12 protein-coding genes, 2 tRNA genes and 1 other RNA gene are annotated in these 16,182 nt (G+C 58.7%); 7 read left to right on the forward strand and 8 right to left on the reverse strand.

Features of this window, described 5'->3' with window-relative positions; all coding sequences use genetic code 11:
* The first annotated feature begins 148 nt into the window (after nucleotides 1–148).
* Nucleotides 149–1,531 (forward strand): YchO/YchP family invasin, encoded by a 1,383-nt coding sequence (locus tag ACOI7D_RS09235; RefSeq protein ID WP_044524070.1) that lies wholly within the window; start codon nucleotides 149–151, stop codon nucleotides 1,529–1,531.
* Here the strand turns inward: ACOI7D_RS09235 and narL are convergent.
* Both narL and narX read right to left on the reverse strand, forming a co-directional pair.
* Nucleotides 1,528–2,178 (reverse strand): two-component system response regulator NarL, encoded by a 651-nt coding sequence (gene narL / locus ACOI7D_RS09240; protein WP_002910198.1) that lies wholly within the window; start codon nucleotides 2,176–2,178, stop codon nucleotides 1,528–1,530. The genes ACOI7D_RS09235 and narL overlap by 4 nt on opposite strands.
* Nucleotides 2,179–2,188: 10 nt before the next feature.
* The gene (narX, locus tag ACOI7D_RS09245) at nucleotides 2,189–3,967 is read right to left on the reverse strand and encodes a nitrate/nitrite two-component system sensor histidine kinase NarX (RefSeq protein WP_109547197.1); all 1,779 of its coding nucleotides are present in this window, start codon (nucleotides 3,965–3,967) and stop codon (nucleotides 2,189–2,191) included.
* Nucleotides 3,968–4,278: 311 nt separating this feature from the next.
* Here narX and ACOI7D_RS09250 point away from each other — a divergent pair, with 311 nt between their 5' ends.
* The 5 genes from ACOI7D_RS09250 (at nucleotide 4,279) to narI (ending at nucleotide 12,732) form a co-directional block, all read left to right on the forward strand.
* Nucleotides 4,279–5,667, forward strand: coding sequence for a NarK family nitrate/nitrite MFS transporter (locus tag ACOI7D_RS09250; RefSeq protein WP_023290135.1), 1,389 nt, complete (start codon nucleotides 4,279–4,281; stop codon nucleotides 5,665–5,667).
* 405 nt (nucleotides 5,668–6,072) lie between these two features.
* Nucleotides 6,073–9,816, forward strand: coding sequence for a nitrate reductase subunit alpha (locus tag ACOI7D_RS09255; protein ID WP_023290134.1), 3,744 nt, complete (start codon nucleotides 6,073–6,075; stop codon nucleotides 9,814–9,816).
* Entirely contained in the window at nucleotides 9,813–11,348 is a 1,536-nt protein-coding gene (gene narH / locus ACOI7D_RS09260) for a nitrate reductase subunit beta (protein ID WP_023290133.1), read from the forward strand. Before ACOI7D_RS09255 ends, narH begins: the two co-directional genes overlap by 4 nt.
* Nucleotides 11,345–12,055 carry a nitrate reductase molybdenum cofactor assembly chaperone gene (gene narJ / locus ACOI7D_RS09265; RefSeq protein WP_109547198.1) on the forward strand — a complete coding sequence of 237 codons (711 nt, stop codon included), beginning with the start codon at nucleotides 11,345–11,347 and terminating at the stop codon, nucleotides 12,053–12,055. Before narH ends, narJ begins: the two co-directional genes overlap by 4 nt.
* The gene (narI, locus tag ACOI7D_RS09270; protein WP_002910189.1) at nucleotides 12,055–12,732 is read left to right on the forward strand and encodes a respiratory nitrate reductase subunit gamma; all 678 of its coding nucleotides are present in this window, start codon (nucleotides 12,055–12,057) and stop codon (nucleotides 12,730–12,732) included. The genes narJ and narI overlap by 1 nt, the downstream gene beginning before the upstream one ends.
* Here narI and ACOI7D_RS09275 read toward each other — a convergent pair.
* Nucleotides 12,729–13,625: a DMT family transporter gene (locus tag ACOI7D_RS09275; protein ID WP_109547199.1), complete on the reverse strand. Its 897-nt coding sequence runs from the start codon at nucleotides 13,623–13,625 to the stop codon at nucleotides 12,729–12,731. The genes narI and ACOI7D_RS09275 overlap by 4 nt on opposite strands.
* Nucleotides 13,626–13,732: 107 nt before the next feature.
* Between ACOI7D_RS09275 and ACOI7D_RS09280 the strand changes: the two genes are divergently transcribed.
* Entirely contained in the window at nucleotides 13,733–14,176 is a 444-nt protein-coding gene (locus tag ACOI7D_RS09280; protein ID WP_023290130.1) for an Lrp/AsnC family transcriptional regulator, read from the forward strand.
* A gap of 116 nt (nucleotides 14,177–14,292) precedes the next feature.
* Here ACOI7D_RS09280 and ACOI7D_RS09285 read toward each other — a convergent pair.
* The 5 genes from ACOI7D_RS09285 to ACOI7D_RS09305 form a co-directional block, all read right to left on the reverse strand.
* Nucleotides 14,293–14,424, reverse strand: a non-coding RNA gene (locus ACOI7D_RS09285) — RtT sRNA.
* Nucleotides 14,425–14,468: 44 nt separating this feature from the next.
* A tRNA-Tyr gene (locus tag ACOI7D_RS09290) sits at nucleotides 14,469–14,553 on the reverse strand.
* A 39-nt stretch (nucleotides 14,554–14,592) separates the two neighbouring features.
* Nucleotides 14,593–14,677, reverse strand: a tRNA-Tyr gene (locus ACOI7D_RS09295).
* A gap of 159 nt (nucleotides 14,678–14,836) precedes the next feature.
* The gene (gene purU / locus ACOI7D_RS09300) at nucleotides 14,837–15,679 is read right to left on the reverse strand and encodes a formyltetrahydrofolate deformylase (RefSeq protein WP_004203178.1); all 843 of its coding nucleotides are present in this window, start codon (nucleotides 15,677–15,679) and stop codon (nucleotides 14,837–14,839) included.
* A 42-nt stretch (nucleotides 15,680–15,721) separates the two neighbouring features.
* Nucleotides 15,722–16,180 (reverse strand): YchJ family protein, encoded by a 459-nt coding sequence (locus tag ACOI7D_RS09305; protein WP_117140825.1) that lies wholly within the window; start codon nucleotides 16,178–16,180, stop codon nucleotides 15,722–15,724.
* Nucleotides 16,181–16,182 lie beyond the last annotated feature (2 nt).

Consider the following 16,182-nt stretch of genomic DNA (forward strand, 5'->3'; position numbering starts at 1 on the left):
CGGCGGCACCTTCTGTGGTTGGGCGACTCTTTGCCCAACCGGTTTCAGCATATTCCTGGAATTGTCCGCAGGGCTGCGGGAGAAGGGAAAAAACGATAAACTAAAACTATCTTCCAATTTTTTCTGCGAGCCCGCGCAAAACCTGTTGATGCCTGTGTCGTACCGTTTGCTGCCATCCCTGATCTTTCTCCTGCTGCTGCCGGGCGCTCCCGTCTGGGCGCTGACCGCCAGCGACACCGCTCTTACGCCCCAGGGAGAAGATCCCTTGCCCGATTTGGGGATCGCCCCGCAGGTCGATGACGACGCCAGACACTTTGCCGAAGTGGCGAAGAAGTTCGGCGAGGCCAGCATGAGCGATAACGGACTGACGGCGGGCGAGCAGGCGCAGATGTTCGCCATCAACAAACTCGGCAATGAAGTGAGCCATCAGCTGGAGAGTTGGCTCTCGCCGTGGGGCAACGCCAATGTCGACCTGCTGGTCGATAAAGAGGGGAAGTTCACCGGCAGTAAAGGGAGCTGGTTCGTGCCATTGCAGGATAACGATCGCTACCTGACGTGGAACCAGTATTCGGTAACCCGGCGCGAGAACGATCTGGTGGGCAATATTGGGCTTGGCCAGCGCTGGCGGGTCGGCGGCTGGCTGCTGGGCTATAACTCGTTTTATGACAAGGTGCTGAGCGAAAGCCTGGCCCGCGGCAGCGTCGGCGCCGAGGCGTGGGGGGAATATCTCCGCCTGTCGGCAAACTACTATCATCCGCTGGGCGACTGGCAGCTGCGGGAGAATCAAACTCAGGAGCAGCGGATGGCCGCGGGGTATGACGTTACCGCCCAGGCGCGGCTGCCGTTTTATGAGCACATCAATACCAGCGTCAGCGTCGAACAGTACTTCGGCGACAGCGTCGATCTGTTTCACACCGGCACAGGCTACCATAACCCGGTGGCCGTCTCCGTCGGGCTCAATTATACCCCGGTCCCGCTGGTCACCGTGACCGCCAAGCATAAGCAAGGGGAAAATGGCGTCAGCCAGAACAACGTTGGCCTGAAGCTCAACTACCGCTTTGGCGTGCCGCTCAAGCAGCAGCTGGCGGCGGACGAGGTGGCGTTCAGCAACTCGCTGCGCGGCAGCCGCTTCGACAGCCCGGAGCGGGATAATCTGCCGGTGGTGGAGTATCGGCAGCGCAAAAATCTGACGGTCTATCTGGCCACGCCGCCCTGGGATCTACAGTCCGGGGAGACGGTGCAGCTGAAGCTGCAGATCCATAGTCTGCACGGCATCAAGTCGCTGCACTGGCAGGGCGACACCCAGGCACTCAGCCTGACGCCGCCGGTGGATGCCAGCAGCCCCGATGGCTGGAGCGTGATTATGCCGGTGTGGAACAGTGAACCGGGCGCCGCGAACCGCTGGCGCCTGTCGGTGGTGGTAGAGGATAAACAGGGGCAGCGCGTCTCCTCCAATGAGATCGTCCTGGCGCTGACTGAGCCGCTGGTCAAGTTCACCGCGCCTGGCGTCTCGTGGACGGACTCGCCTTAAAAAATTCGCTCCTGGTGGACCCATACCGCGGCTTCCACCCGGGATTTGAGCTTCATTTTCTTCAGCATGTGCTTGACGTGCACTTTGACGGTGCTTTCGGTGATATCCAGCCGGCGGGCGATCATTTTGTTCGGCAGCCCCTGGGCGATCAGCTTGAGGATGTCGCGCTCGCGCGGGGTCAGCTGGCTGATGTCGCGATCGGAGGTGGCGCGGTTGGCGCGCAGGCTGGCGGCCAGCACCGGGGTTAACGCTTCGCTTAATACCATCTCGCCGGCGGCGGCCTGCTGCAGCGCTTTCAGCAGATCTTCCGGCTCCATGTCTTTCAGCAGATAGCCATCAGCGCCGCGCTTGAGGGCGGTAACAACGTCCTCTTCATGGTTAGAGACGCTGAAGACCACCACCCGGCCAGACAGCGATTTCTCACGCAGTTTGTCCAGCGTCTCCAGACCGTTCATGCCCGGCATATTGAGGTCCAGCAGGATCAGGTCCGGATCCAGCGACTCCGCCAGCTCGATACCTTGCGCGCCATTGCTGGCTTCGCCAATCACCTGGATGTCCGGCGCCATGCTGATCAGTTGTTTCACGCCGGTGCGCAGCATCGGATGGTCGTCAATGAGAAGGATGGTTGCCCGTTCCTGTTGACTCATGGGGGTCTCCTTATTGGATGGAAAACGTTTTTTCCGGGATAAACGTGACGATCACTTCGGTCCCGCCGGTTTCCCGGCGCCGAACCTGACAGTCGCCGCGCAGACTTTGCGCGCGATCCCGCATAATGATTAAACCGTAATGGTTACTCCGCTCGGCGTGGTCCGGCACGCCGCGGCCGTTATCCGCCACCACCAGACGGACCTGATTATCGCGTTGTGACACCGTCACGGTGACTTGGGTCGCGCAGGCATGCTTCAGGGCATTGCTTAACGCTTCGCGGGCGATCTGCAGCAGGTGAATGGCCTGATGCGACGGCACAAAGCGCGGTGGGAGCTGATAATCAAGCTGCACCGTAAAGCCGAAGTGGGCGCTGTACTCCTGACAGCTGGCCTCCAGTGCCGGGCGCAGGCCTGGCTCGGTCAGCTGCAGGCGGAAGGTGGTCAACAGCTCACGCAGCTGGGCCCAGGAGGTATTCAGCTCGTTACGTATCTGCCCCAGCAGCTGGCGGCTCTCCGCCGGCAAGGCGTCGCCCTGCATCTGCAGGCAGCTGACCTGCATCTTCATACAGGATAGCGACTGGGCGATGGAGTCATGCAGCTCGCGAGCGATAGTGGCCCGCTCTTCCATAACGATCAGCTGCTGCTGTTTCTCCTGATGGCGGTCCAGCGCCAGGGTGCTGGTCAGTTGTTCAACCAACGTATCCACCAGCTGCTGCTGATCGTGGCTGAGATGACGGCCAACCGGCAGCGTCGCCAGCAGGATGCCGTACTGATTATGCGCATCCGACAGCCGCCACTTCAGCGTTGTGCCGCCATCCGGTAGCGGCGGCAGGTTGCGTGGGCAGAGGTAGCAGCCCATGTCATCACATTCATTATCCGAGTGGCAGGTAAACTCCTGATGGTTGTCTTCATCTTCCAGATCGTAGACCCGCACCTCGATATCGCGCAGCAGCGTCAGACCCTGCAGACCGTTCAGCACCGGCGAAATGCGTTCACAGAGCGGGGCGTTGGCGTGCAGCCGGCGGTTGGCCTGCCATAAGAAGGCGAGGATCTCGTTCTTCTGTTCCAGCCCGGCGGTCTTCTCCTGCACCCGGCGCTCCAGCACGGCGTAGCTTTCCGCCAGCTCTTCCGACATGTTATTTAGCGCCATGCCAAGAGTCGCCATTTCGTTGCGTCCGCTGATGTGCGCCCGCTGGGTGAAATCACGCTGGCTCACCGCTCGCGCCATGCTCAGCAGCTGTTTCCATGGCCGCAGCAGGCGGGCGCGTAGCCAGATGATGGTGAAGATCAGCAGCAGCGCCATGCCGATGGCGAGGAGGCGATGGATCCAGACCACCCGTTCGATACGCTGCTCGGTGGTATGGTCGAATGCGGTGACCAGCTGGTCGATACGATCGACAAAGTCGGCGACATCCTGGGCGACCTCCGCCTGGTTGACCGCGCGCTGCATGCCGGGAGCCAGCGCCAGCTGCCAGTACTGCTGCAGGGCCTGCAGCTGGCGCTCCTGCCCGTCGCGGCGGGCGGAGTTTTGCAGCTCCGGACTGAAGACGGTGGCGGTCATATCATCGACCAGCTTTTGGTCGTGTTCATTCAGCGGGATCGCCGCCAGCAGCCGGTAGCTCTGCATGCGTAATGACCCGGCTTTGTTAATGGCGTGCGCGCTGCCCTGCACGCCGTTGACCAGGCGCGCGGAGATCGCCATACCGGCGACGCCAGTAAGGGTGGCAAGCAGGACGATCAACGCCAGTTGATTGACCAGCGTCAGCGGGGTAAAAAGACGTTTTAACATGGAATGCGTGGCTCCTGACCGGTCGTGTCCCCGGGAGTGGCGCTTATTCTCGGCTATCCCCTGGAGTATACCCATACCCACAAAGAGTTACTCCTTAATTGTCGGTGGTAGGCGCCGTTGGGAGAGGGGTTAGACGCATCCCGGCAGCCGTGTGAAAAACCACACTTTTTTTCCCACCATTCTCTACTCACTTCGGAGCATGGTTTATTTTCGCACAAATTAGCGCGCGCTTTTCCTTTGATTTATATCAACTTACCGCCCGGGGCAACCCCTAAGGTAGCGGCAGGAAAAATGAATAATCAGAGGTATCTATGAGTCAATCTTCCCTCCCGGAGAAGGCTAACCGCTCGGTCATTACCGACTGGCGGCCTGAAGATCCTGAATTCTGGCAACAGCGCGGCCACCATGTGGCGAGCCGCAATTTATGGATCTCCGTTCCCTGTCTGTTACTGGCGTTCTGCGTGTGGATGTTGTTCAGCGCCGTTGCCGTTAACCTCAACAAAGTGGGCTTTCAGTTTACGACCGATCAGCTGTTTATGCTGACCGCGCTGCCGGCGCTGTCAGGCGCTTTGTTGCGCGTGCCTTACGCTTTCATGGTACCGCTGTTCGGCGGCCGCCGCTGGACGGCGTTCAGTACCGGGATCATGATTGTGCCGTGCGTGTGGCTGGGCTTTGCGGTCCAGGATACCTCCACGCCGTTTAGCGTCTTCGTGATCATCTCTCTGCTGTGCGGCTTCGCCGGGGCCAACTTCGCCTCCAGTATGGCCAATATCAGCTTCTTCTTCCCGAAAGCGAAGCAGGGCGGGGCGCTGGGCGTCAACGGCGGCCTTGGTAATATGGGCGTCAGCGTGATGCAGCTGGTCGCGCCGCTGGTGGTGTCGGTCTCGGTGTTTGCCATTTTTGGCGGGACCGGCAGCGAGCAGCCGGACGGCTCAATGCTGTATCTGGAAAACGCCGCGTGGATCTGGGTACCTTTCCTGATTATTTTCACCCTGGCGGCGTGGTTCTTTATGAACGACCTGTCGGCTTCTAAAGCCTCGCTGAGCGAACAGCTGCCGGTGCTCAAACGCCTGCACCTGTGGATCATGGCGCTGCTCTATCTGGCGACCTTCGGCTCCTTTATCGGTTTCTCCGCCGGTTTCGCGATGCTGTCAAAGACCCAGTTCCCGGACGTGCAGATCCTGCACTACGCCTTCTTCGGTCCGTTTATTGGCGCGCTGGCACGTTCGATGGGCGGGGCGATCTCCGACCGTCTCGGCGGTACCCGCGTAACGCTGGTCAACTTTGTGGTGATGGCTGTCTTCTGTGCGCTGCTGTTCCTGACCCTGCCGACCAACGGCCAGGGCGGTAACTTCATCGCCTTCTTCGCGGTATTTATGGTGCTGTTCCTGACCGCCGGGCTGGGGAGCGCCTCCACCTTCCAGATGATCTCCGTGATCTTCCGTAAGCTGACCATGGACCGGGTGAAGGCCCAGGGCGGCAGCGAAGCCCAGGCGATGCGCGAGGCGGCGACCGATACCGCGGCGGCGCTGGGCTTTATCTCCGCCATTGGTGCCATCGGTGGCTTCTTTATTCCGAAGGCGTTCGGTATCTCGCTGGATCTGACCGGCTCGCCGGCCGGCGCGATGAAAGTCTTCCTGATCTTCTATATCGCCTGCGTGATCATCACCTGGGCGGTATACGGCCGTAAGCGTCAGTAATTCGCTATCGTCGATGTTGCTTCGTATAGGCGTACTCCCGGAGGAGGCGCCTTTTTTTACCGGTCTATTTAGTTACAACATACTAATAGGTTATTGTATGCGTATTGGCCACTGAGCCGGGAAGGGACGGCTTACCAGCGTCACTGCTCTACCCCTTAATACCTCCCTGGTGAACAATTCCGCGCCTGGTGACCAATTTTTCGATAAAAACCATTAAAAAACATTAAGTTAAAAAATCTAGGTTCCTACCACCTTGGTGGTAAATGCCCATTTCCGCCGCGATAACAAGCCAGTCCGTATTGATCGCTATCAATTCCCGTCCGCTTTCATAGCGTTACCTTCGCTGCAAATCCAGCAATGTCGATTTATCAGAGAGCCGTCAGGCTCCATATCAGGAGAAACCCGATGAGTAAATTCCTGGACCGGTTTCGCTACTTCAAACAGAAGGGTGAAACCTTTGCCGATGGGCACGGCCAGCTTCTAAACACCAACCGGGACTGGGAGGATGGATACCGTCAACGTTGGCAGCATGACAAAATTGTGCGTTCCACTCACGGTGTCAACTGCACCGGTTCATGCAGCTGGAAGATTTATGTCAAAAACGGACTGGTGACCTGGGAAACCCAGCAAACGGACTATCCGCGCACCCGTCCGGACCTGCCAAACCACGAACCACGCGGCTGCCCGCGCGGCGCCAGCTACTCCTGGTATCTCTACAGCGCGAACCGCCTGAAATACCCGCTGATGCGCAAACGCCTGATGAAGATGTGGCGGGAAGCGAAGGTCCAGCATAGCGATCCGGTTGAGGCATGGGCCTCGATTATCGAAGACGCCGACAAAGCGAAAAGCTTCAAGCAGGCTCGCGGTCGCGGCGGGTTTGTCCGCTCCTCCTGGCAGGAAGTGAATGAGCTGATTGCCGCCTCCAACGTCTATACCGTGAAAACTTACGGTCCGGATCGCGTGGCCGGCTTCTCGCCGATCCCGGCGATGTCGATGGTCTCCTACGCCTCCGGCGCTCGTTACCTGTCGCTGATCGGCGGTACCTGCCTGAGCTTCTACGACTGGTACTGCGACCTGCCGCCGGCCTCGCCGATGACCTGGGGCGAGCAGACCGACGTGCCGGAATCCGCCGACTGGTACAACTCCAGCTATATCATCGCCTGGGGCTCCAACGTGCCGCAGACCCGTACCCCGGATGCGCACTTCTTTACCGAAGTTCGCTATAAAGGGACCAAAACTGTCGCCATCACCCCGGACTACGCCGAAATCGCCAAGCTCTGCGATCTGTGGCTGGCGCCGAAGCAGGGTACCGATGCCGCGATGGCGCTGGCGATGGGCCACGTGATGCTGCGTGAGTTCCATCTTGATAAACCGAGCCAGTACTTCACCGATTATGTGCGTCGCTACACCGACATGCCGATGCTGGTGATGCTTGAGGAGCGCGACGGCTATTACGCCGCCGGCCGCACGCTGCGCGCGTCCGACCTCGTGGATTCCCTTGGTCAGGAGAAGAATCCGGAATGGAAAACCGTCGCCTTTGATGAGAAGGGCGATCTGACCGTGCCGAACGGTTCCCTCGGATTCCGCTGGGGCGACAAAGGCAAATGGAACCTCGAACAGCGCGACGGTAAAACCGGCGAAGAGATTGAGCTGCGTCTGAGCCTGCTGGGCAGCCATGACGAGGTCGCGGACGTCGGCTTCCCGTACTTCGGCGGCGAAGGTTCTGAACACTTCAACAAAGTCGCGCTGGAAAACATTCTGCTGCACAAACTACCGGTTAAACGCCTGCAGCTGGCTGACGGCTCCACCGCCCTGGTGACCACCGTGTACGACCTGACCATGGCCAACTATGGCCTGGAGCGCGGTCTGAACGATGACAACTGCGCCGCCAGCTATGATGAAGTGAAAGCCTACACTCCGGCCTGGGCGGAGAAAATTACCGGCGTCTCCCGCGCGCATATTATCCGTACCGCCCGCGAGTTTGCCGATAACGCCGATAAAACCCATGGTCGGTCGATGATTATCGTCGGGGCGGGTCTCAACCACTGGTTCCACCTCGACATGAACTACCGCGGTCTGATCAACATGCTGATCTTCTGCGGTTGCGTCGGCCAGAGCGGCGGCGGTTGGGCGCACTATGTGGGCCAGGAAAAACTGCGTCCGCAGACCGGCTGGCAGCCGCTGGCGTTCGCCCTTGACTGGCAACGCCCGGCACGTCATATGAACAGCACCTCGTACTTCTATAACCACTCCAGCCAGTGGCGCTATGAAAGCGTGACCGCGCAGGAGCTGCTCTCGCCGATGGCGGATAAATCCCGCTACAGCGGCCATCTGATCGACTTCAACGTCCGCGCCGAGCGGATGGGCTGGCTGCCGTCGGCGCCGCAGCTGGGCGTAAACCCGCTGCGCATCGCCGATGAGGCGAAAAAAGCGGGCATGACGCCGGTGGATTACACCGTCAAATCTCTGAAGGAGGGATCGATTCGCTTTGCGGCAGAGCAGCCGGAAAACGGAAAAAACCATCCGCGTAACCTGTTTATCTGGCGTTCCAACCTGCTGGGCTCTTCCGGTAAAGGCCATGAGTACATGCTCAAGTACCTGTTGGGTACGGAGAACGGCATTCAGGGTAAAGACCTTGGCAAGCAGGGCGGCGTGAAGCCGGAAGAAGTCGAATGGCGCGATAACGGCCTCGACGGCAAACTGGACCTGGTGGTGACCCTCGACTTCCGTCTGTCGAGCACCTGTCTCTACTCCGACATCGTGCTGCCGACCGCCACCTGGTACGAAAAAGACGACATGAATACCTCGGATATGCATCCGTTTATTCATCCGCTGTCGGCGGCCGTTGACCCGGCCTGGGAATCGAAGAGCGACTGGGATATCTATAAAGGTATCGCGAAGAAATTCTCTGAAGTGTGCGTGGGCCACCTCGGTAAAGAAACCGACGTCGTTACGCTGCCGATCCAGCATGATTCCGCCGCGGAAATGGCGCAGCCGCTGGACGTCAAAGACTGGAAGAAGGGCGAATGTGACCTGATTCCGGGGAAAACCGCCCCGCATATTATTCCGGTCGAGCGTGATTATCCGGCGACTTATGAGCGCTTCACCTCCATTGGCCCGCTGCTGGAAACCATCGGCAACGGCGGGAAAGGCATCGCCTGGAATACCCAGAGCGAAATGGACCTGCTGCGTAAGCTCAACTACACCAAGGCCGAAGGCCCGGCGAAAGGTCAGCCGAAGCTGGAAACGGCCATCGACGCCGCGGAGATGATCCTCACCCTGGCGCCGGAAACGAACGGTCAGGTGGCGGTGAAGGCGTGGAAAGCGCTGAGCGAAATCACCGGCCGCGAGCACGCGCACCTGGCGCTGAACAAAGAAGACGAGAAGATCCGTTTCCGCGATATTCAGGCGCAGCCGCGGAAAATCATCTCCAGCCCGACCTGGTCCGGGCTGGAAGACGAACACGTCTCCTATAACGCCGGATACACCAACGTTCACGAGCTGATCCCATGGCGTACCCTGTCCGGTCGTCAGTCGCTGTATCAGGATCACCAGTGGATGCGCGACTTTGGCGAGAGCCTGCTGGTTTATCGTCCGCCGATTGACACCCGCTCGGTGAAAGCGGTGATGGGCGAGAAGTCCAACGGCAACCCGGAGAAGGCGCTGAACTTCCTGACGCCGCACCAGAAATGGGGTATCCACTCGACCTACAGCGATAACCTGCTGATGCTGACCCTGTCACGCGGCGGTCCGATCGTCTGGATGAGCGAGGCGGATGCGAAAGATCTGGGTATCGAAGATAACGACTGGATCGAAGTGTTCAACGCCAACGGCGCCCTGACGGCGCGCGCGGTGGTGAGCCAGCGCGTGCCGGCCGGGATGACCATGATGTACCACGCGCAGGAACGCATCGTGAACCTGCCTGGCTCTGAAGTCACCGGTCAGCGCGGCGGGATCCATAACTCGGTTACCCGTATTACGCCGAAACCGACCCATATGATCGGCGGCTATGGCCATCTGGCCTATGGCTTTAACTACTACGGCACCGTCGGCTCCAACCGCGATGAGTTTGTGGTGGTACGTAAGATGAAGAACATTAACTGGTTAGACGGCGAAGGCAATGACCAGGTACAGGAGAGCGTAAAATGAAAATTCGTTCACAAGTCGGCATGGTGCTGAATCTCGATAAATGCATCGGCTGCCACACCTGCTCGGTAACCTGTAAAAACGTCTGGACCAGCCGGGAAGGGATGGAGTACGCCTGGTTCAATAACGTGGAGAGTAAGCCTGGCGTCGGTTTTCCGAACGACTGGGAAAACCAGGAGAAATGGAAGGGCGGCTGGATCCGCAAAATCAACGGCAAGCTGCAGCCGCGCATGGGCAACCGCGCGATGCTGTTAGGTAAAATCTTCGCGAACCCGCATCTGCCGGGCATTGATGATTACTACGAGCCGTTCGATTACGACTACCAGAACCTGCATAACGCCCCGGAGAGTAAACACCAGCCGATCGCCCGTCCGCGCTCGCTGATCACCGGCCAGCGGATGGACAAGATCACCAGCGGTCCGAACTGGGAAGAGATCCTCGGCGGCGAGTTTGAAAAGCGCGCCAAAGACCAGAACTTCGACAACATGCAGAAGGCGATGTACGGCCAGTTCGAGAACACCTTCATGATGTATCTGCCGCGCCTGTGCGAGCACTGCCTGAATCCGGCGTGCGTCGCAACCTGCCCGAGCGGCGCCATCTATAAGCGTGAAGAAGACGGCATCGTGCTGATCGACCAGGACAAGTGCCGCGGCTGGCGGATGTGCATCACCGGCTGCCCGTACAAGAAGATCTACTTCAACTGGAAGAGCGGGAAATCTGAGAAGTGCATCTTCTGCTACCCGCGTATTGAATCCGGAATGCCGACGGTATGCTCCGAAACCTGCGTGGGCCGAATCCGCTACCTCGGCGTCCTGCTGTATGACGCGGACGCGATCGAAAATGCCGCCAGCACCGAGAACGAGAAAGATCTCTATCAGCGTCAACTGGACGTGTTCCTCGATCCGAACGACCCGAAAGTGATTGAGCAGGCGCTGAAAGATGGCGTACCGCAGGGCGTGATTGAAGCCGCGCAGCAGTCGCCGGTCTGGAAAATGGCGATGGACTGGAAGCTGGCCCTGCCGCTGCACCCGGAATATCGCACCCTGCCGATGGTTTGGTACGTGCCGCCGCTGTCGCCGATTCAGTCCGCCGCCGATGCCGGCGAACTGGGCAGCAACGGGATCCTGCCGGACGTGGAAAGCCTGCGTATTCCGGTGCAGTATCTGGCGAATCTGCTGACCGCCGGCGATACCCAACCGGTCCTGTTGGCCCTGAAGCGGATGCTGGCGATGCGTCACTATAAGCGGGCGGAAACCGTTGACGGCGTTGTCGATACCCGCGCGCTGGAAGAGGTGGGCTTAAGCGAAGCGCAGGCTCAGGAGATGTACCGCTACCTGGCGATCGCCAACTACGAAGATCGTTTCGTGGTGCCGAGCAGCCATCGGGAACAGGCGCGGGAAGCGTTTCCGGAGAAAAATGGCTGCGGCTTTAGCTTTGGCGACGGCTGCCACGGCTCTGACAGCCAGTTCAACCTGTTCAACAGCCGTCGCATCGACGCCATCGACGTGACCAGCAAAACGGAGCCGCACGCATGATTGAACTTGTGATTGTGTCGCGTTTGCTCGAATACCCTGACGCTGCCTTATGGCAGCATCAGCAGGAGATGTTCGAGGCGCTCGCGTCATCGGAGAAACTCGGCAAAGAAGATGCTCACGCGCTGGGCGTTTTTCTGCGCGATCTGCTGGCTCAGGATCCGCTGGATGCCCAGGCGGCCTACAGCGAACTGTTTGACCGCGGCCGGGCCACCTCGCTGCTGCTGTTTGAACACGTGCACGGCGAATCCCGCGATCGCGGCCAGGCGATGGTTGACCTGATGGCGCAGTATGAGCGCCACGGTCTGCTGTTCGATAGCCATGAGCTGCCGGATCATCTGCCGCTGTATCTGGAGTATCTGGCGCAGCTGCCGGAAGAGGAAGCCCTTGGCGGCCTGCGGGACGTCGCGCCGATCCTCGGCCTGCTCAGCGCGCGCCTGCAGCAGCGCGAGAGCCGCTATGCGGTGCTGTTCGAGCTGCTGCTGAAGCTGGCCAACACTCAGGTCGACAGCCAGAAGGTGGCGGAGAAGATTGCCGACGAAGCCCGCGACGATACGCCGCAGGCGCTGGACGCAGTCTGGGAAGAAGAACAGGTTAAATTCTTTGCCGACCAGGGCTGCGGCGAGTCGGAGATTTCCGCTCACCAGCGTCGTTTTGCCGGAGCCGTGGCCCCGCAATATCTGAATATCTCTAACGGAGGACAGCAATAATGCACTTCCTTAATATGTTCTTCTTTGACATTTATCCGTACATTGCGGGCTCGGTGTTTCTGATCGGCAGCTGGCTGCGCTATGACTACGGTCAGTACACCTGGCGCGCGGCCTCCAGCCAGATGCTGGACCGTAAAGGGATGAATCTGGCGTCGAATCTGTTTCATATCGGCATCCTCGGCATTTTCGCCGGCCACTTCCTCGGCATGCTGACGCCGCACTGGATGTATGAATCCTTTCTGCCGATCGACGTCAAGCAGAAGATGGCGATGATCGCCGGCGGCGCCTGCGGCGTGATGACCCTGGTGGGCGGTTTACTGCTGCTCAAGCGTCGTCTGCTCAGCCCGCGCGTTCGCGCCACCACCACCGGCGCGGATATTCTGATCCTCTCCCTGCTGATGGTGCAGTGTGCGTTGGGCCTGCTGACGATCCCGTTCTCAGCCCAGCATATGGACGGCAGCGAAATGATGAAGCTGGTCGGCTGGGCGCAGTCGGTGGTCACCTTCCACGGCGGTGCGTCGCAGCACCTGGATGGCGTGGCGTTTATCTTCCGCGTCCACCTGGTGCTGGGTATGACCCTGTTCCTGCTGTTCCCGTTCTCCCGTCTGGTTCATATCTGGAGCGCGCCGGTAGAGTACCTGACGCGCAAATACCAGATTGTTCGCGCCCGTCGCTAACTGGCCCGCGACTGCTGACTGACCCCGCTCTGGCGGGGTTTTTTTTCGCCCCAGCCGAGGTTATTCCCCGCGGCGGCAAACAGAATCAGCATCCCGCCGCACCACTGCACAGGGGTTAACGCATGGTGGAAGACCAGATAGTCGACCCCCATCGCCACCAGTGGATAAATAAAGGAGAGTGAACCGGTAATGGGCGTTGGCAGCTTCTGTATCGCGCTATATAAAAGCTGATACATGATCCCGGTATGGACGACGCCGAGGATCAGCAGATAGCGCCAGGGAAAGCTGGCAGAAAACTCGGGCATTTGCACCAGCGGCAGCAGCATCACGACGCCGACCAGCACCTGAATAAAGGCGATATGCTGAGCAGGGAGCGGATGCAGTTTGCGGGCGATAATGGCGGTCAGAGCATAGAAAAATGCTGCGCCTAATGCCAGCAAAACGCCGGTCGCGAGACTATCGCCGTGCGCCGGGGCAAGCTCGCTTGACAGCAGGATCACCACGCCGCCGAAGGCCAGCAGTAACCATCCCCATTTTACGGCGCTGACTCGCTCCCCCAGCACCATGCCCATCAGTACCAGCATAAACGGCTGGGTGTTGTAGACCACCGTGGCCATGCCAATTGAAATACGCGAGTAGGCGGCAAAAAGCAGCAGCCAGTTGATGACCAGCGCAATGCCGCCAAGCACCGCGAGGGCGAGGGTGAAGCGCGTGAGACGACTGAAGGGTTGGCGGTTGAGAACGATAAACAGCAGCAGGGTGAGCGCGCCAATCAGGCAGCGCCAGAACACCACATCAATTACCGGCAAACCAGAGAGCAGCACGAACGCGCCGATCGAGCCAGAAATTATCATCGCCAGGCTCATTTGCCAGACGCCGTGGGTAAGTTGCATATTTCACCTCCAGAAGTTTTCCATTATTGTGCGAAAAATCCTGACAGCCTGACATGGCTGAATTAAGGTAAGCAGGGGGAAATTCCTTTCATAATTAGGTAAAAACCATGAATGACTTACTTGATGAAATTGACCGGGCGATCCTCGCTTGCCTGACTCAGGACGCCAGAGTCTCGTTGAAGGTATTGAGCGCGCGGGTGGGGCTGACTTCGCCGAGCACCGCCGAGCGGGTGAAGCGCCTGGAGGAGCGGGGGGTGATCCAGGGCTATGGGGCGCGGGTGAATCTCGCCGCGCTGGGCTACAGCCTGCAGGCGCTGGTGCGGGTCCGGCCGCTGCCTGGTCTGCTGCAGAAGGTGGATAAATATATCCAGGCGATGCCGGAGTGCATCGAAAGTGACAAAGTGACCGGAGAGGATTGTTTCGTGATGCGACTGGTGGTGCGTGATATTGCCCAACTGGATACGCTGCTTGACGGCCTGGCTGAATTTGCTCAGTGCAATACCTCGGTGGTGAAAAGTTCGCCGGTGAAGAGACGACTGCCCCCGCTGTGAGTTTCCCGGAGGCAGTGAGGCGCACCAGTCCGGGCTGCCAAACGGCACCATCTGTAGCCTCGCTAAGCGAAGCGCGAGCGAGGAGGTAGCAGTACAGGTGGTTGCAGAGAGCGCGAGAATGGTGGGGGAAGGATGACTCGGCGCTAACGCGCCTCGCCCTTCGGGCCGTTGCCTGCGGCAACGTTCTCTCGCTACGCTCGAGTCGAACCTGAGTCGAAGCTTCTCATCCTTCCCCGTGGGGCAGAATATAAAAGATCGTCGAGTAGTCGAATTGGGGAGTTTTTTAAGAAGATGGTGGTGGGGGAAGGATTCGAACCTTCGAAGTCGATGACGGCAGATTTACAGTCTGCTCCCTTTGGCCGCTCGGGAACCCCACCAGGGGTAAAATCAAATTGTAGGCTATTCAGCAAAGTGAATGGTGGTGGGGGAAGGATTCGAACCTTCGAAGTCGATGACGGCAGATTTACAGTCTGCTCCCTTTGGCCGCTCGGGAACCCCACCACGGGGTAATGCTTAGTACTGGCCTGCTTCCTTCTCGGGAAGCGGGGCGCATCATACCAAATGATGCGCCCCTGTAAAGCATTCCTTTGACAAAAATAAACTGGTTGCCTGATTTTTACCCGTAACGCCGGAAAGCTAACCAATTCATTTCTCAGTCGATTAAAGAATAATCGTCCGGTTACCGTAGACGAAGACGCGCTGCGCCAGGACCTGATACAGCGCCCGGCTCAATACGTTTTTTTCGACATCGCGCCCGGCACGCATCATATCTTCTGCGGTATAAGTATGATCGACGTGAATAACGTCCTGCATAATGATGGGACCTTCGTCCAGGTTATCATTCACGTAGTGGGCGGTGGCGCCGATGATCTTCACGCCGCGCTCATAGGCCTGATGATACGGACGCGCGCCGATAAACGCCGGCAGGAACGAGTGGTGAATATTAATGATCTTGTTCGGGAAACGAGCGACAAATTCCGGCGTAAGAACGCGCATATACTTGGCCAGCACCACGTAATCCGGTTCGTGGGCGGCAATCGCGTCGCCCATCTGCTTGTCGTGCTCTTCGCGGCTCAGCCCTTCATGGCTGACCAGTTCAAACGGGATGCCAAAACGTTCCACCAGCGGGCGCAGGGTGTCATGGTTGCCAATAACCGCGGCAATGTCGACATCCAGCCCGCCGTAGTTGGCTTTCATCAGCAGATCGCCGAGGCAGTGCGCCTCTTTCGTCACCAGAATCACTACCCGGCGGCGGCCTGCCGGATTGAGTTCACGAATCGAGCCTTCCGGCAGGGCGCTGTCCAGATCGGCCAGCAGAATAGCGTCGTTGAAAATGCCTTCCAGTTCGGTGCGCATAAAGAAACGACCGGTACGGTGGTCAACAAATTCGTTGTTCTGCACAATGTTAAGTTCGTGCTTGTAGCAGATATTGGTGATACGCGCGATGAGGCCTTTCTGATCAGGGCAAATAGTGCGTAGTACTTTACGTTGTAATGAATGCATCGCGAGGAAAATCCTGTAGTGTTTGCAAGCGCTGCGGTAGCGTTACTGGCCGCAGCATTTTTTAAATTTTTTACCTGTACCGCAAGGGCAGGGGTCGTTACGGCCAATCAGCGGCCGTGTCCCGTCGATATAGTACCACTGTCCATTTTCTTTTAAGAATCTGGAACGTTCAATAATGGCGCCCGGGCGGTTATTGTCATTAAAGCGGGCGATAAAGCTGACAAAGCCTTCATTGGCGGCTCGTCCATCATCGCTGGCGAACAGGGTTAAGCCCAGCCATTCGGTGTGGGCAAAGCCTTTCTCCAGTTCGGCGCGAAACTGCTGCGCCTGACAGGACGGATGCCAGGTTTTGATCAGATAGTCGGCATCTTTCATGACGAACGCGCTGTAACGGGAGCGCATAAGCTGTGACGGGCCTGGCGCAAGCTCAGCGCCGGACAGATATCGCTGGCAACATGAGCTATACTCCAGTGCGCTGCCACAGGGGCATAATTGCGACAAAA

The sequence above is a fragment of the Klebsiella sp. C360 genome (genome assembly GCF_048822415.1).
In the GTDB taxonomy this organism is placed as follows: Bacteria; Pseudomonadota; Gammaproteobacteria; order Enterobacterales; family Enterobacteriaceae; genus Klebsiella; species Klebsiella quasipneumoniae.

Excerpts from the sequence above, each read along its gene's own strand:
- narL (WP_002910198.1), bottom strand. The coding sequence starts at position 2,178 with ATGAGTCAACAGGAACGGGCAACCATCCTTCTCATTGACGACCATCCG.
- narH (WP_023290133.1), top strand. The coding sequence starts at position 9,813 with ATGAAAATTCGTTCACAAGTCGGCATGGTGCTGAATCTCGATAAATGC.
- narJ (WP_109547198.1), top strand. The coding sequence starts at position 11,345 with ATGATTGAACTTGTGATTGTGTCGCGTTTGCTCGAATACCCTGACGCT.
- ACOI7D_RS09255 (WP_023290134.1), top strand. The coding sequence starts at position 6,073 with ATGAGTAAATTCCTGGACCGGTTTCGCTACTTCAAACAGAAGGGTGAA.
- narX (WP_109547197.1), bottom strand. The coding sequence starts at position 3,967 with ATGTTAAAACGTCTTTTTACCCCGCTGACGCTGGTCAATCAACTGGCG.
- ACOI7D_RS09250 (WP_023290135.1), top strand. The coding sequence starts at position 4,279 with ATGAGTCAATCTTCCCTCCCGGAGAAGGCTAACCGCTCGGTCATTACC.
- ACOI7D_RS09235 (WP_044524070.1), top strand. The coding sequence starts at position 149 with ATGCCTGTGTCGTACCGTTTGCTGCCATCCCTGATCTTTCTCCTGCTG.
- narI (WP_002910189.1), top strand. The coding sequence starts at position 12,055 with ATGCACTTCCTTAATATGTTCTTCTTTGACATTTATCCGTACATTGCG.
- ACOI7D_RS09275 (WP_109547199.1), bottom strand. The coding sequence starts at position 13,625 with ATGCAACTTACCCACGGCGTCTGGCAAATGAGCCTGGCGATGATAATT.
- ACOI7D_RS09280 (WP_023290130.1), top strand. The coding sequence starts at position 13,733 with ATGAATGACTTACTTGATGAAATTGACCGGGCGATCCTCGCTTGCCTG.
- purU (WP_004203178.1), bottom strand. The coding sequence starts at position 15,679 with ATGCATTCATTACAACGTAAAGTACTACGCACTATTTGCCCTGATCAG.